The organism is Streptomyces sp. NPDC101160 (genome assembly GCF_044768205.1).
In the GTDB taxonomy this organism is placed as follows: domain Bacteria; phylum Actinomycetota; class Actinomycetes; order Streptomycetales; family Streptomycetaceae; genus Streptomyces.
Genome location: NZ_JBIWPJ010000001.1, coordinates 1,201,742 through 1,215,287, shown reverse-complemented (window position 1 = coordinate 1,215,287; position 13,546 = coordinate 1,201,742). Strand labels below are relative to the sequence as shown.

The window sequence follows — 13,546 nt, the reverse complement described above, 5'->3', positions numbered from 1 at the left end:
GGAGAACAAGCATGTCCACCACCGAGCAGCGCGTAGCCGTCGTCACCGGTGCGGCGCGGGGCATCGGCGCCGCCACCGCGATCCGGCTCGCGGCCGAGGGCCGCGCCGTCGCCGTGCTCGACCTCGACGAGGCGGCCTGCAAGGACACCGTCGAGAAGATCACCGCCGCGGGCGGCCGCGCGCTCGCCGTCGGTTGCGACGTCTCCGACAGCGCCCAGGTGGAGGCCGCGGTCGCGCGTGTCGCCGCCGAACTCGGCGCGCCGACCATCCTCGTCAACAACGCGGGCGTGCTCCGCGACAACCTGCTCTTCAAGATGTCCGAGTCGGACTGGGACATCGTGATGAACGTGCACCTCAAGGGCGCGTTCCTGATGGCCAAGGCCGTCCAGAAGCACATGGTGGACGCCGGCTTCGGCCGGATCGTCTCGCTCTCCTCCTCCTCGGCCCTCGGCAACCGCGGCCAGGCCAACTACTCCGCCGTCAAGGCCGGTCTGCAGGGCTTCACCAAGACCCTCGCCAAGGAGCTCGGCAAGTTCGGCATCACCGCCAACGCCGTCGCCCCCGGTTTCATCGTCACCGAGATGACCGCGCAGACCGCCGAGCGGGTCGGCATGGGCTTCGAGGAGTTCCAGGCGGCCGCCGCCTCCATGATCCCGGTGCAGCGCGTCGGCCGTCCCGAGGACGTCGCCAACGCCATCGCCTTCTTCACGGGTGACGACGCCGGGTTCGTCTCCGGCCAGGTCATGTACGTGGCCGGCGGCCCGCTCAACTGACGCGCGGCGCGAGAGGAGCCTGAGGAAGAGGAGTCAAGGACATGAGCGCGAAGCAGCTGCCCGAGCTCTCGGGCAAGGTGGCCCTGGTCACCGGCGCCAGCCGGGGCATCGGATACGGCGTCGCCGAGGCCCTGGTCGCCCGCGGCGACCGGGTCTGCATCACCGGACGCGGCGAGGAGGCCCTCAAGGAGGCCGTGGAGCGGCTCGGCGCCGACCGGGTCATCGCGGTGCCCGGCAAGGCCCACGACGAGGCCCACCAGGCCGCCGCGGTCGAGGCCACGATGGCGGCCTTCGGCCGGGTCGACTTCCTGGTCAACAACGCCGGTACGAACCCGGTCTTCGGCCCGATCGCCGAGCTCGACCTGGGCGTCGCCCGCAAGGTCTTCGAGACGAACGTGGTCTCGGCGCTCGGTTTCGCCCAGCAGACCTACCGGGCCTGGCAGAAGGAACACGGCGGGGCGATCGTGAACATCGCCTCGATCGCCGGAATCTCCGCGTCGCCGTTCATCGGCGCGTACGGGATGAGCAAGGCCGCCATGATCAATCTCACCCTCCAGCTGGCGCACGAGTTCGCGCCACTGGTCCGGGTCAACTCGATCGCCCCGGCCGTCGTGAAGACGAAGTTCGCCGCCGCGCTCTACGAGGGCCGGGAGACCGAGGCGGCCTCCCGCTACGCGCTGGGCCGGCTCGGCGAGCCGCAGGACATCGGCGGTGCCGCCGCCTTCCTCACCTCGTCCCAGGCGGAGTGGATCACGGGCCAGACACTGGTCGTCGACGGCGGTCTTTTCCTGAACTCCGGAGTCGAGTGACCGTTATCCGGACACTTTCCTGAATTCCTGACCGGTTTGGCCCCGGTTGCACGCGGAATGCCTCAAGTGCCCCGTCAGGGTCGGTCATTGATCTGGCGGGGCGCTGCGGTATCGTCTGCCGACCCCAGGCTGAACGAGGAGCGTGCGCGTGTTCAACCGGACCAGCCTGCAGGCAACTGCAGCTCTTGCGTCCATATCCGTCCTGTCCGGATGCAGTGTGTTTTCGGACGCCGAATCCACGGCGGAACAGAGAATCGTCGTAGGGACGACGAGTTCTCCCACGACGCTCGATCCCGCGGCCGCCTGGGACAATTCCTGGGAGCTTTTCCGGAATGTCTTCCAGACGCTCGTGGCCTTCCCCACCGGCAGCGCGGCGCCCAAGCCGGACGCCGCCGACTGCCAGTTCAAGCCGGATTCCAACAGCCGGGTCTTCGAGTGCTCGATCCATGACGGGCTGACCTTCTCCAACGGTCACAAGCTGGACGCCAACGCGGTCAAGTACTCGATCGAGCGGATCCGCACCATCAAGGTCGAGGGCGGCCCCAACGGCATGCTCGGCTCGCTCGACAAGATCGAGGTCCCCGACCCGAGCACGGTGGTCTTCCGGCTGAACAAGCCCGACGCGACCTTCCCGTTCATCCTCGCCACCCCGGCCATGTCGATCGTCGACCCGGCCGAGTACCCCGCGGACAAGCTCCGCGAGGACGGCAAGCTCATGGGCTCCGGCCCGTACGTCCTCGACTCCTACCAGGAGGGCGAGGAGGCCAGGCTGAACACCAACCCCAGCTACAAGGGCTTCGCCGACCGCAAGAACGGCGGCGTGACCATCCGGTACTTCAAGGAGTCCGAGCCGATGGTCGCCGCCCTGAGGAAGAAGGAGATCGACGCCACCTACCGCGGTCTGACGGCCGCCGAGGTCGTCGACCTCCAGGCCGACAAGCCGGAGAACGAGCACCTCCAGCTCGTCGAGTCCACCGGCGCCGACATCCGCTACCTGGTCTTCAACGCCAAGGACGGAGCGGTCGCCAAGCTGCCCGTGCGCAAGGCCATCGCCCAGCTCGTCGACCGCGACGAACTGGTCAGCAAGGTCTACCAGGGCACCGCCGAGCCGCTGTACTCCATGGTTCCCAAGGGCATCGCCGCGCACACCACCAAGTTCTACGACCGCTTCGGCTCGCCCAGCGTCTCCAAGGCCAAGGCCATCCTGCGCGGCGCCGGCATCACGGACCCCGTCGAGCTGGACTTCTGGTACACCACCGACCGTTACGGCTCCGCCACCGTCGGCGAGTTCGCCGAGCTCAAGCGGCAGCTCGAGGAGTCCGGGCTGTTCAAGATCACCCTCCACGGCAAGCCGTGGAAGGAGTTCCAGGCCGGCTACCAGCACGGCGAGTACCCGGTCTTCGGCCGCGGCTGGTTCCCCGACTTCCCCGACCCGGACAACTTCATCGCCCCCTTCGTGGGCAAGGAGAACGTCCTCGGCACCCCGTACATCAGCCCGGAGATCACCGACGACCTGCTGCCCAAGTCGCGCCGGGTCAGCGACCGCGGGGCCGTCACGGACGAGTTCAACCAGGCCCAGGAGGTCATGGTCCAGGACGTCCGGCTGCTGCCGCTGTGGCAGGGCAAGCTCTACATCGCCGCCAGCGAGGACATCGGCGGCGGCGAGCGGGCGCTCGACCCGCAGACCGTCATGCAGATGTGGGAGCTCAGCCGCCGTACCAGCTGGTAGGAACCGCGGAATCCCGCGGAGGAGGAGGGAGCGGGCGGCGTTGTCAGTGGGTCCCGGTAGGTTCTCGTTCGGAGTAACAAGAACGCCCACCGGAGGTTGTTGACGTGACCGACACCGACATGCTGCCCGAGTCCTGGCGCGGCGTCCTCGGCGCCGAGCTGGAGAAGCCCTACTTCGCGCAGCTCACCGAGTTCGTCGAGGAGGAGCGGGCCAAGGGGCCGGTCTACCCGCCGCGCGAGGAGGTCTTCGCCGCCCTCGCCGCCACCCCGTTCGACAAAGTGAAGGTCCTCATCCTCGGCCAGGACCCGTACCACGGCGAGGGCCAGGGCCACGGCCTGTGCTTCTCCGTACGCCCCGGCGTGAAGACCCCGCCCTCGCTGCGCAACATCTACAAGGAGATGCAGGCCGAGCTCGGCCACCCCATCCCCGACAACGGCTATCTGATGCCGTGGGCCGAGCAGGGCGTGCTGCTGCTCAACGCGGTGCTCACGGTCCGCGCCGGCGAGGCCAACTCGCACAAGGGCAAGGGCTGGGAGAAGTTCACCGACGCCGTCATCTCGGCCGTCTCCGCCCGCCCCGACCCGGTGGTCTTCGTGCTGTGGGGCAACTACGCGCAGAAGAAGCTGCCGCTCATCGACGAGTCGCGGCACGTCGTGGTGAAGGGCGCCCACCCCTCGCCGCTGTCGGCGAAGAAGTTCTTCGGCTCGGCGCCGTTCACCCAGATCGACAAGGCCGTCGCGGCCCAGGGACACGAGCCGATCGACTGGCGCATCCCCGACCTCGGCTGAGCCTCGCCCGGATCCGGCGCGGCGCCGGTTAGCGTCGGATCCGACTCTTGTCCCCGGCCGTCTCGTACGGGGGCCGCAGCGACCGCATGGACAGCGTGGAGGCCGTATTGACCGGGCAGCAGGTGTCGGACGACGCCGTCATGACCAGGATCGGGCAGGCGATGATGCTGCTCCACGGCGGCGACCGGGAGGAGGCCCGCAACCGCTTCGGCGCGATCTGGCAGCAGCTCGGACCGGACGGCGACCCGCTGCACCGCTGCACGCTCGCCCACTACATGGCCGACGCCCAGGACGACCCGGACACCGAGCTGGCCTGGGACCTGCGGGCGCTGACCGCCGCCGAGGGACTCGACGAGGACCGGCTGGCCCGGCACGACTCGGCGGCCGCGCTGCGCGCCCTCTACCCCTCGCTCCACCTCAACCTCGCCGCCGACTACGTGAAACTGGCCCGTCCCGACGCGGCCCGCGTCCACCTGGACCGGGCCCGCGCTGCCTCCGCGTACCTGGACGACGACGGGTACGGGAACGGGGTGCGGGCCGCGATCGAGCGCCTGGAGCTGCGGCTGCGCGGGCAGTGAGGCACGTACCCGGAGGCCCGAGGGTCCCCGTGCCCCAAGGTCCGCGAGGCCTCGTATCCCAGGGTGCGCGGGTCCCTGTGCCTCGCGGTCGCGGGTGCCGCGGCTCAGTGTCCGTAGGTACCCCGGCAGATCCGCGCCTGCTCGCTGCGCGGGCTCCAGCCGCCGTACGCCTCGCCGAGGGCGCAGACATCGGCCCGGGAGTGCGGCGCCTTCGCCACCTCCGGCAGCTCGGGCATACCGAGCTCGGGCATACCGGCGGCCGGGTGCCGGCGCTGCTGTCCCGGTACGTGGTCGGGGCGCGGGCTGGTGGCCTGGTGCCGGTGCGTCGGGGCCGCCGGGCCGCCGGCCGGGTGGCGGGCGACGGTCGAGCGGGGCTCGGGCGTCGGGGGATCGGGCATCGCCGCCTCCAGGGCCTCCCGGGCGGGGCCCTGGACGATCTGGGGCGCGACGTCCTGACCGGCGGGGCCGGAGGAGGCGACGGGCGCGGGGGCGGGCGCGGGGGCCGCGGGGGACGGTTGGACGGCGACGCAGCCGGAGAGGGCGGCCACCGCCATCCCGGCCACGCCGGCGAGCAGCGTCACTGTGGTTCTGGTTGCATGCACCCGCGCAACTCTGCTGGCCGCGGCCGGCTCCGCGAACCCCTACTCGCGGGGAATGCCCCGCACGAGTGATCACCCGGGCGCGGGCTGACCGCAGGGGCTGACCGCGCGGGCCGGCCGCGTGCGCCCAGGGCCCGCGCCCGGAAGCGTCCGGAAGCTTCCGGGCGCGTCGGGGCGGGCTCAGTCGCCGGTGGCGCCGTCGATGCGCTCGCGGATGAGGTCCGCGTGGCCGTTGTGGCGGGCGTACTCCTCGATCATGTGCAGGTAGATCCACCGCAGGTTGAAGGTCTGGCCGGAGCGGTGCCTGCCCACGCTCAGGTCGTCGAGACCGCGGCCGGCCGCGTTGGCCCTGGCCTGCTCGATCTCGGCCTGCCAGGTGGCGTACGCCTCCTCCCAGGTGTCCTCGTCGGTGACGTGGATGTCCCGGTCCCGGTCCTCCTCCGTGGAGTAGATCCAGCCGACCTCCTCCCCGGTGAGGACCCGCCGGAACCAGCCCCGCTCGACCTCGGCCATGTGGCGGACCAGGCCGAGCAGGTTGAGGTCGGACGGCGGCGCGGAGGCGGTGCGCAGCTGCGCGTCGTCGAGGCCCGCGCACTTCACGGCCAGGGTCAGGCGGTGCCAGTCGAGCCACTGTTCCAGAGCCGTGCGCTCCGCCTCCTGGGTGTCGGGCAGCGTGCGCGGGTCCGTTTCGATGCGTTCGGCAAACATGCTCCGCATCCTTGCCGATGATCCCGTTCCGATGCCAGGGAATTGACGGTGGTTCAGCCGCCGGTGCCGCCGAGCATGCCCCGCAGCAGCTCGTCGAACCCGGTGCGCAGCTCCGCCCGGCCCGGTACGGCCGCGTGGAAGGACCCGGCGGCGCAGGAGAACATCAGCCCCTCGCACCAGGCGACGAGCGAGAGCGCGTGCCGCTCGGGCGCGGGGGAGCCGGCGGCGCGCATCATCGCGATCAGCGGGGTGTGGAAGACGCTGCCCGCCGCGTCGAAGAAGGAGCGCAGCTCGGGGCGGCGGGTGGCCTCCAGGGCGAGCTCGTAGCGGGACACGAGCAGCGCCCGGTGGTCCGTCAGATAGCGATGCAGCGCGAGCGCGAGGGCGTCGGCCAGGGCCTCCGGTCCGGCGCCGGCCGCGGGCAGCTCGTGCGGGGCGAGCACGGCCGCCTCGAGCTCGACCTGGCGGCGCACGGCGGTCTCCAGGAGGGCCTGGCGGGTGCGGGCGTGGTTGGAGGTGGAGCCCTGGGGGAGTCCGGCCCGCTCGTCGACGGCGCGATGGGTGAGCCCGCGCATCCCGCGCTCCACCAGCAGGTCGAGGGCGGCGTCGCCGATGCGATCGGCGCGGGTGGGCGGTGCGCCGGGTGCGTCGTGCGGTGTGTCGGGCGGTGTGCCGGGTGCGTCGGGGGCCGGTGCTGCGGTCATGAGGGACAACCTACCGACCCGGGCCTGACAGGCCGACTACAGGTGTAGTACGTTCGCATGCGTCACTACACCTGTAGTCCCCGAGGGGGAGTCATGGAACAGCACCGCGCCGTCGTCGTCGGAGCCGGCATCGGCGGCCTCACCGCCGCCGTCGCCCTGCGCGCCCGCGGCTGGCACGTCACCGTCCTCGAACGCGCCGCCTCCCTCGCCCCCGTCGGCGCCGGCATCGGCCTCGCCCCCAACGCCCTGCGCGCCCTCGACGTCATCGGCCTCGGCGACCCGGTCCGCGAGCTCGCCGCCTGGCAGGGCGACGGCGGCATGCGCCGCCCCGACGGCCGCTGGCTCGTCCGGACCGACGCCAAGGCCGCCGCCGCACGCTTCGGCGGCCCCCTGGTGGCCCTCCACCGCGCCACCCTCGTCGACCTGCTGCGCGCCGAACTCCCCGAAGGCACCATCCGCACCGGCGCCGCCGCCGTCCTGGCCGATCCGGGCGACGCCCACCGCCCCGCCCGCCTCACCACCCCCGACGGCGAACTCGCGGCCGAACTCGTCGTCGGCGCCGACGGCATCCACTCCGCCCTGCGCCGCACCCTCTTCCCCGCCCACCCCGGCCCCCGCTACGCCGGCTTCACCACCTGGCGGACCGTCATCCCCGCCCCCACCGCCCCCTTCGCGCCGCACGAGACCTGGGGCCGCGGCCGGCTCTGGGGCACCCAGCCGCTGAAGGACGGCAGGATCTACGCGTACGCCGCGGCCACCGCGCCCGCCGGAGCGCACGCCCAAGACGACGAACGCGCCGAACTGCTGCGTCTGTTCGGCGACTGGCACCACCCCGTGCCCGAGATCCTCGCCGCCGCCGACCCGGCCGGCGTGCTGCGCCACGACGTCCACCACCTGATCGACCCGCTGCCCGCCTTCCACCACGGCCGCACCGCCCTTCTCGGCGACGCCGCCCACGCCATGACCCCGAGCCTCGGCCAGGGCGGCAACCAGGCCGTCGAGGACGCGATCGTGCTCGCCCACCACGCCCGGACCGGCGCGCCGGTCGACCGCGCGCTCGCCGCCTACACCGCCGACCGGCTGCCCCGTACCACCGCCGTCGTCCGCCGGGCCGCCCGCACCGGCCGCGCCACCATGCTCAGCGCCGCACCCGCCGTCGCCCTGCGCGACGTGCTCGCCGCCGCCGTCTCCCGCTTCGGCCCCGGGCTGATCCTGCGCGGCTTCGACGGCATCGCCGACTGGCACCCCCCGGTCGACGACGCGCCCGCGCGCGTAAGCTGACCGGCGCGAACGCCGCTACCCCCACCCCAGGAGGAGACCCCGTGAAGGTCGGCTGCATCGGACTCGGCGACATCGCCCAGAAGGCATATCTCCCCGTGCTGACCACCCTTCCCGGGGTCGAGCTCCACCTCCAGACCCGCACCGCCGCCACCCTCGACCGCGTCGGCGACACCTTCCACGTGCCCGCCGGCCGCCGCCACCGCGACCTCGACTCGCTGCTCGCCGCCGGGCTCGACGCGGCCTTCGTGCACGCCCCCACCTCCGCGCACTCCGGAATCGTCACCCGGCTCCTGGAGGCCGGCGTGCCCACGTACGTCGACAAGCCGCTCGCCTACCACTACGCCGAGTCCGAACTGCTCGTGGAACTCGCCGAGAAGCGCGCCGTCAGCCTCGCCGTCGGCTTCAACCGCCGCCTCGCGCCCGGCTACGCCCAGTGCGCCGACCACCCGCGCGAACTGATCCTCATGCAGAAGAACCGGATCGGCCTGCCCGAGGACCCGCGCACCTTCGTCCTCGACGACTTCATCCACGTCGTCGACACCCTGCGCTTCCTCGTCCCCGGCGAGGTCGAGCACATCGACGTACGGGCCCGGATCCGCGAGGGCCTGATGCACCACGTCGTGCTCCAGCTGTCCGGCGACGGCTTCACCGCCATCGGCACCATGAACCACATGAGCGGCTCCACCGAGGAGATCCTGGAGGTCTCCGGACAGGACTCCAAGCGCCAGGTCCTCAACCTCGCCGAGATCGTCGACCACAAGGGCCAGCCCACCGTGCGGCGGCGCGGCGACTGGGTGCCGGTAGCTCGTCAGCGCGGCATCGAGCAGGCGGTGCACGCCTTCCTCGACTCCGTACGCGAAGGGCGGCTGCTCAGCGCGCGGGACGCCCTGCTGACCCACGAGCTGTGCGAGCGCGTGGTCCGCGAGGCCCTCGCCCAGGCGTCCTGAGCCCGTTCGTCCCGAGCCGGTTCGTCAGCCACCTCGCCGCGGCGGTGGCCAGCAGTACCAGGACCGCCGCGTACACCGGCCAGGGGCCCAGCCGGTCGTACAGCGTCCGGGTGTCCGACAGCGGCAGTTCGTAGACGGCGGAGGCGCTGGCGCGGGTGCCGAGCACCGGGCCGGTACGCCGCCCGTCCGGGCCGTAGGCGGCACTGACCCCGGTCAGCGTCGCGTGCACCATCGGCCGGCCCGTCTCCGCCGCCCGCAGCGCGCCGAGCGAGGCGTGCTGCGCCGGGGCCCAGCTCTCCTGGAAGGTCGAGGTCGACGACTGGGCGACGAGCACCGCCGCGCCGTTGTTCGCGAGCCGCCGGCTCATGTCGGGGAAGGCCGTCTCGAAGCAGATCAGCGGACCGATCCGCAGGCCGGGCGCCGTGCCGCCCGGGGCGGCCGGCAGGGTCATCACCACCGGCGTCGTGCCGCGCCGCCGGTCCTCGGCCGCCGCCTTGCCGACCGAGGTCGCCCAGCCGAGCATCGGCCGCATCGGGATGTACTCGCCGAACGGCACGAGCCGCATCTTGTCGTAGCGCTCGTCCGTCGGCCCGTCCGGCCCGACCAGGATCGCGCTCTTGTAGATCCCGGGCCGGTCGGAGCGGCGCGCGTCCACGTTCACCAGGACCGGCGCCCCGACCCGCCGGGCGAGCGCGGTGAGCCGGGCCGAGAGCTCCGGCCGGGTCCGCAGGTCCGCGCCGACGCTGCTCTCGCCCCACACCACCAGGTCGAGCCGCTGCCCGGACAGCGCCCGGGTCAGCGCCTCGCCCCGACTGAACCGCAGGCCCGCGACCCCGGCCCCGTCGGGGTCGTACACGCCCGGCTGGACCACCGCGATCCGCACGGTGCCGGTGAGCCGCGGCGCAGGGACGCCCCACCAGACAAGCCCCAGGGCCAGCGCGCCACCGGTGAGACCGGCGATCCCGGTGCGGCGTACGGGCGCGGTCGAGGCGAAGAGCAGGGCGACGGCCGTGTTCACCGCCACCACCAGCAGGCTCACCAGCCACACCCCGCCGACCGAGGCGAGCCGCAGCGCCGGCGGCACCTGCCACTGACTCGCCCCGAGCAGCCCCCAGGGCCCGCCGAGGCCCTGCCAGGACCGGACCAGCTCGACCATCAGCCAGCCGGAGGGGACGACCAGGAGCGCGGCGGCGGCCCGCCCCGGAGACGGCCGCCCGCCGAGCATCGCCCGCACGAGCCGCCCCCACGGCAGCCACAGCAGCCCCATGAGCGCGGCGAGCACCAGCAGGAACACATGCAGGCTCGGCAGCAGCCAGTGGTGCACCGCCAGCATGAAGCCGACCCCGCCGGACCAGCCGTCCAGACCGGCCCGGCGCGCGCTCGGAGCCGTACGGATCAGCAGCAGCCAGGGAACGAGGGCGACGTACGCGAACCACCACAGGGACGGCGCGGGAAAGGCGAGCGCGGGCAGCGCGCCGAGCACCAGCGCGAGGGCGGAACGCCGCACACCGGACCACCGCCCGCCGCCGCTGTCGCCGGCCTCGGTCGTGGCTTCGGTGCGCGCGCCGACGGTCATGCCCCGCCTCCAGGAGTCGTCTCCAGTGTGCGCGCGCGGGCGCGGCGGGAGGGTCGGACGCGCCGGGAGGTTCGGGTGCGTCGGAAGGCTCGGACGGCGGGCGGGACCGGACGCGCCCGGAGATCCGGTTGGCCCGGAGGCGTCGGAAGGTTCAGGCGGCCCGGCGGGCCCGGGCCCGGTCACGACCGGCGCCACTTCTCCTCGACGACCACCGAGCGCAGTCTCCAGCCGTCCTCCGTGCGCCGCAGCGTGAAGCCGTACCGTCCGCCGCACACGAAGTCCGCGCCCGACTCGAAGCGCATCGGGTTCACGTAGTCGGCGCGCACGGTCGCCGCGTCGCCCGGGTAACCGCCGAGGTCCTGGAGGCGGACCCGGCGGTTGACGATGAGGTGCTGGCGTACGGGAAAGAGCCGCATCGTCTCGGCGAGCCAGTCGGCCACCTCGGCGGCCGGGCCCTCGATCCCGCCCGAGCCGCGGTAGTCGGCCCGCCCGTCCGGGGTGAAGAGCGCCCGGTACGCCGGCCAGTCGGAGTCGTCCACGGCCATCGCGTAGCCGGTGACCAGGTCGTCGACGGCGAGCCGGTCCATCACGGTCGCGAGATCCACGCGCTGCGTCATCGGCTCAGTGTCGGGCCTGACGGGCGCGGGGCCAAGGCCCGTGCGGCGGGTGATTCCCCGGGGTTCGGTGCGTCAGCCGGCGGACGCGCCCGCGTGCGGGGCGAGGACGCCGGCGCCGACCAGGACGAGGAGGAGGACGCCGAGGGCGATCCGGTAGTACACGAAGGGCATGAAGCTCTTGGTGGTGATGAACTTCATGAACCAGGCGATCACCGCGTAGCCGACGGCGAAGGCGATGACCGTGGCGAAGATCGTCGGGCCCCAGGAGACACCGCCGTCCTGGGCCGCGTCCTTGAGCTCCATGCCGCCGGAGGCGAGCACCGCCGGGATGGCGAGGAGGAAGGAGTAGCGGGCGGCGGCCTCGCGGGTGTAGCCCATGAGCAGACCGCCGGAGATGGTCGCGCCGGACCGGGAGACGCCGGGGATCAGCGCCATCGCCTGGCAGACGCCGTAGATCAGGCCGTCCCGCACGCCGAGCTCCGCCAGCGTCTTGCGCTCGCGGGCCGCCCGGTGCCGGCCGCCCGTCTCGTCGCGGGCCGCGAGCCGGTCGGCGATGCCGAGCACGATGCCCATGACGATCAACGTGGTGGCGGTGAGCCGCAGATCGCGGAACGGGCCCTCGATCTGGTCCTTGAGCGTGACGCCGAGAACGCCGATCGGGATCGAGCCGACGATGACCAGCCAGCCCATCTGGGCGTCGTGGTCGTGGCGCAGCGCCTTGTCGAAGAGCGAGCGGAACCACGTGGAGATGATCCGCGCGATGTCCTTGCGGAAGTAGATGATGACCGCGGTCTCGGTGCCTATCTGAGTGATGGCGGTGAACGCGGCTCCCGGATCCTCCCAGCCGGCGAACGCGGCGGTGAGCCGCAGGTGCGCGCTGGAGGAGATGGGAAGGAACTCCGTCAGCCCCTGGACGAGTCCGAGGATGAATGATTCGAACCAACTCATGGGGCCAGGGCCGTCCCGAATGTGCGTGCGCGGTCATATGGTCGGTGCGCAGAGTACAGGCACAAAGTGACGTGATCGTTCACGGGGCGGCGGGAGGTCGGTGGCCGGTCGGTGGCCGCTCGGTGGCCGCCGAGTCGCGGGGCGGTCAGTGGCGGAACCGATCCCCCTGCGACCTGCGGCGCGGCGAGCGCAGCTTGCGCAGTCCGGTCAGGGACAGGGCCGTGGCGGCGAGAACGAAGAGCACCATGGCGAAGACGGAGTGCCCCGTGGACTGGCCCTGGACGAGGGTGTAGATCCCGCCGGCCACGGTTCCCACGGCGAGACCGAGCGCCGGCGGCCAGCGGTCGGTGACCAGGCCCATGACCGTCACCGCGAAGGCGGGGAGCAGCAGGACGACGAAGGCGATGCCGGGCACCCAGTGGATCTCGAAGCTGTTGGTGACGCAGCCGCCGCGCGGCCCGCGCACGCAGTCGTCCGGGAAGTCGCGACCGAACGGGGTGATCCAGAAGTCCGTCACCGCCCACGCGATGCCGAGCGTGACGACCGCGCCGAGCGCGATCCACCACGGCTGCCGCCAGGTGTCCTCGATGTCCCGCCCGCCGTCCGACGTGCCCTGCCCGCTCATGCTGCCCCCTGGGTGCGAACTGGACGCGACTATACGGCTATGCGGCTGTACGGCTGTGCGGCGTTACGGCTGTGCGGCTCTGCGGCGCCGTCAGACGGCCGCGTGCTCGCGTTCCGGAGCCGGCTGGGCCTCCGCCTCCGCCGGCCTGCGCAGATGGTGCCGCTTGCGCCAGCCGACCACCGCCGCGACCACCGCCGACAGCACGATGAAGCCGGTCGAGATCAGGAAGGCGGGGGAGGTGGGGGAGGTGGCCTCGCTGCCCGCGACCACGTACGCGATCGTGTTCGGTACGGAGCCGAGGCCGGTGGCCAGCAGGAAGGGGAGGTACCGCATCCGGGAGATGGCGGCCCCGTAGTTGGCCACCGCGAACGGCATCCCCGGGAACAGCCGGATCGCCAGCATCGAGCGGAAGCCGTGCCGGCTCAGCTGGCCGTCGGCTGCCTGCAGCCAGCGGCCGCGGACGTACGGGCGGAGCGCGTCCTGCCCCAGCGCGCGGCCCAGCGCGAAGGAGAGGCCCGCGCCGAGGACCGTGCCGGCGAGAGCCGCCGTGAAGCCGGCCGCGGTGCCGAAGAGCGCGCCCGCCGCCAGGTTCAGGATCGGCCGCGGGACCAGGGCCGCCGTGCACACCCCGTACGCCAGGCCGAAGACGACCACCGCGCCGGCGCCGCTCGACTGCGGCGGCCAGCCCGCCGAGAGCAGCCGCTGCGGCTCGAAGAGCAGCACCGACACCCCGGCGGACAGCAGGATCACGGCCAGATAGATCAGCCGGGCCTTGGGCGACAGAAGCACCCGGGGAGCGTAACCGACACACGGATGTGATCGCCGTACCGCTGGATGCCCGGATCTGGCCGGATCGCGCCGACC

Annotated in this window: 15 protein-coding genes; 7 read left to right on the top strand and 8 right to left on the bottom strand. The window is 72.6% G+C overall.

The window, feature by feature from the left end; all coding sequences use genetic code 11:
- Window positions 1–11: 11 nt before the first annotated feature.
- The 5 genes from fabG (at window position 12) to ACIRSU_RS05325 (ending at window position 4,677) form a co-directional block, all read left to right on the top strand.
- Window positions 12–773: a 3-oxoacyl-ACP reductase FabG gene (gene fabG / locus ACIRSU_RS05345; RefSeq protein WP_403789313.1), complete on the top strand. Its 762-nt coding sequence runs from the start codon at window positions 12–14 to the stop codon at window positions 771–773.
- Between the two features lie 41 nt (window positions 774–814).
- Entirely contained in the window at window positions 815–1,582 is a 768-nt protein-coding gene (locus ACIRSU_RS05340; RefSeq protein ID WP_403789312.1) for an SDR family oxidoreductase, read from the top strand.
- Between the two features lie 148 nt (window positions 1,583–1,730).
- Window positions 1,731–3,311, top strand: a complete 1,581-nt coding sequence (locus ACIRSU_RS05335; RefSeq protein ID WP_403789311.1) for an ABC transporter substrate-binding protein — start codon at window positions 1,731–1,733, stop codon at window positions 3,309–3,311.
- A gap of 104 nt (window positions 3,312–3,415) precedes the next feature.
- On the top strand, window positions 3,416–4,099 hold the full coding sequence (gene ung, locus ACIRSU_RS05330; RefSeq protein ID WP_403789310.1) for a uracil-DNA glycosylase: 684 nt from the start codon (window positions 3,416–3,418) through the stop codon (window positions 4,097–4,099).
- An 86-nt stretch (window positions 4,100–4,185) separates the two neighbouring features.
- The gene (locus ACIRSU_RS05325) at window positions 4,186–4,677 is read left to right on the top strand and encodes a hypothetical protein (RefSeq protein ID WP_403789406.1); all 492 of its coding nucleotides are present in this window, start codon (window positions 4,186–4,188) and stop codon (window positions 4,675–4,677) included.
- Window positions 4,678–4,781: 104 nt separating this feature from the next.
- On the opposite strand, the gene ACIRSU_RS05320 is transcribed toward ACIRSU_RS05325, so the two are convergent.
- The 3 genes from ACIRSU_RS05320 to ACIRSU_RS05310 form a co-directional block, all read right to left on the bottom strand.
- Window positions 4,782–5,279 (bottom strand): hypothetical protein, encoded by a 498-nt coding sequence (locus ACIRSU_RS05320; RefSeq protein ID WP_403789309.1) that lies wholly within the window; start codon window positions 5,277–5,279, stop codon window positions 4,782–4,784.
- Window positions 5,280–5,456: 177 nt separating this feature from the next.
- Window positions 5,457–5,993 carry a DinB family protein gene (locus ACIRSU_RS05315; protein ID WP_403789308.1) on the bottom strand — a complete coding sequence of 179 codons (537 nt, stop codon included), beginning with the start codon at window positions 5,991–5,993 and terminating at the stop codon, window positions 5,457–5,459.
- A 44-nt stretch (window positions 5,994–6,037) separates the two neighbouring features.
- A complete protein-coding gene (locus ACIRSU_RS05310) occupies window positions 6,038–6,688 on the bottom strand; it encodes a TetR/AcrR family transcriptional regulator (RefSeq protein ID WP_403789307.1) in 651 nt (216 codons plus the stop codon).
- Window positions 6,689–6,781: 93 nt separating this feature from the next.
- On the opposite strand from ACIRSU_RS05310, the gene ACIRSU_RS05305 reads away from it, so the two are divergent.
- Together ACIRSU_RS05305 and ACIRSU_RS05300 are read left to right on the top strand one after the other, a co-directional pair.
- Window positions 6,782–7,969: an FAD-dependent monooxygenase gene (locus ACIRSU_RS05305; RefSeq protein WP_403789306.1), complete on the top strand. Its 1,188-nt coding sequence runs from the start codon at window positions 6,782–6,784 to the stop codon at window positions 7,967–7,969.
- A 41-nt stretch (window positions 7,970–8,010) separates the two neighbouring features.
- Entirely contained in the window at window positions 8,011–8,916 is a 906-nt protein-coding gene (locus ACIRSU_RS05300; RefSeq protein WP_403789305.1) for a Gfo/Idh/MocA family protein, read from the top strand.
- Here ACIRSU_RS05300 and lnt read toward each other — a convergent pair.
- The 5 genes from lnt to ACIRSU_RS05275 all read right to left on the bottom strand — a co-directional run bounded on the left by lnt (window position 8,840) and on the right by ACIRSU_RS05275 (window position 13,471).
- Entirely contained in the window at window positions 8,840–10,492 is a 1,653-nt protein-coding gene (lnt, locus tag ACIRSU_RS05295; protein ID WP_403789304.1) for an apolipoprotein N-acyltransferase, read from the bottom strand. The two genes, ACIRSU_RS05300 and lnt, sit on opposite strands and share 77 nt — an antisense overlap.
- Window positions 10,493–10,671: 179 nt before the next feature.
- On the bottom strand, window positions 10,672–11,109 hold the full coding sequence (locus ACIRSU_RS05290; protein ID WP_403789303.1) for a nuclear transport factor 2 family protein: 438 nt from the start codon (window positions 11,107–11,109) through the stop codon (window positions 10,672–10,674).
- 72 nt (window positions 11,110–11,181) lie between these two features.
- On the bottom strand, window positions 11,182–12,057 hold the full coding sequence (locus ACIRSU_RS05285; RefSeq protein WP_403789302.1) for an undecaprenyl-diphosphate phosphatase: 876 nt from the start codon (window positions 12,055–12,057) through the stop codon (window positions 11,182–11,184).
- Between the two features lie 145 nt (window positions 12,058–12,202).
- Window positions 12,203–12,682, bottom strand: coding sequence for a hypothetical protein (locus ACIRSU_RS05280; protein WP_403789301.1), 480 nt, complete (start codon window positions 12,680–12,682; stop codon window positions 12,203–12,205).
- Between the two features lie 90 nt (window positions 12,683–12,772).
- Window positions 12,773–13,471 (bottom strand): TVP38/TMEM64 family protein, encoded by a 699-nt coding sequence (locus tag ACIRSU_RS05275; RefSeq protein WP_403789300.1) that lies wholly within the window; start codon window positions 13,469–13,471, stop codon window positions 12,773–12,775.
- Between the last annotated feature and the right edge of the window lie 75 nt (window positions 13,472–13,546).

Bases quoted from the DNA above. Each gene is read 5' to 3' on its own strand.
- fabG (WP_403789313.1), top strand. From the start codon at position 12: ATGTCCACCACCGAGCAGCGCGTAGCCGTCGTCACCGGTGCGGCGCGG.
- ACIRSU_RS05340 (WP_403789312.1), top strand. From the start codon at position 815: ATGAGCGCGAAGCAGCTGCCCGAGCTCTCGGGCAAGGTGGCCCTGGTC.
- ACIRSU_RS05325 (WP_403789406.1), top strand. From the start codon at position 4,186: ATGGACAGCGTGGAGGCCGTATTGACCGGGCAGCAGGTGTCGGACGAC.
- ACIRSU_RS05315 (WP_403789308.1), bottom strand. From the start codon at position 5,993: ATGCGGAGCATGTTTGCCGAACGCATCGAAACGGACCCGCGCACGCTG.
- ACIRSU_RS05310 (WP_403789307.1), bottom strand. From the start codon at position 6,688: ATGACCGCAGCACCGGCCCCCGACGCACCCGGCACACCGCCCGACACA.
- ACIRSU_RS05305 (WP_403789306.1), top strand. From the start codon at position 6,782: ATGGAACAGCACCGCGCCGTCGTCGTCGGAGCCGGCATCGGCGGCCTC.
- lnt (WP_403789304.1), bottom strand. From the start codon at position 10,492: ATGACCGTCGGCGCGCGCACCGAAGCCACGACCGAGGCCGGCGACAGC.
- ACIRSU_RS05290 (WP_403789303.1), bottom strand. From the start codon at position 11,109: ATGACGCAGCGCGTGGATCTCGCGACCGTGATGGACCGGCTCGCCGTC.
- ACIRSU_RS05285 (WP_403789302.1), bottom strand. From the start codon at position 12,057: ATGAGTTGGTTCGAATCATTCATCCTCGGACTCGTCCAGGGGCTGACG.
- ACIRSU_RS05280 (WP_403789301.1), bottom strand. From the start codon at position 12,682: ATGAGCGGGCAGGGCACGTCGGACGGCGGGCGGGACATCGAGGACACC.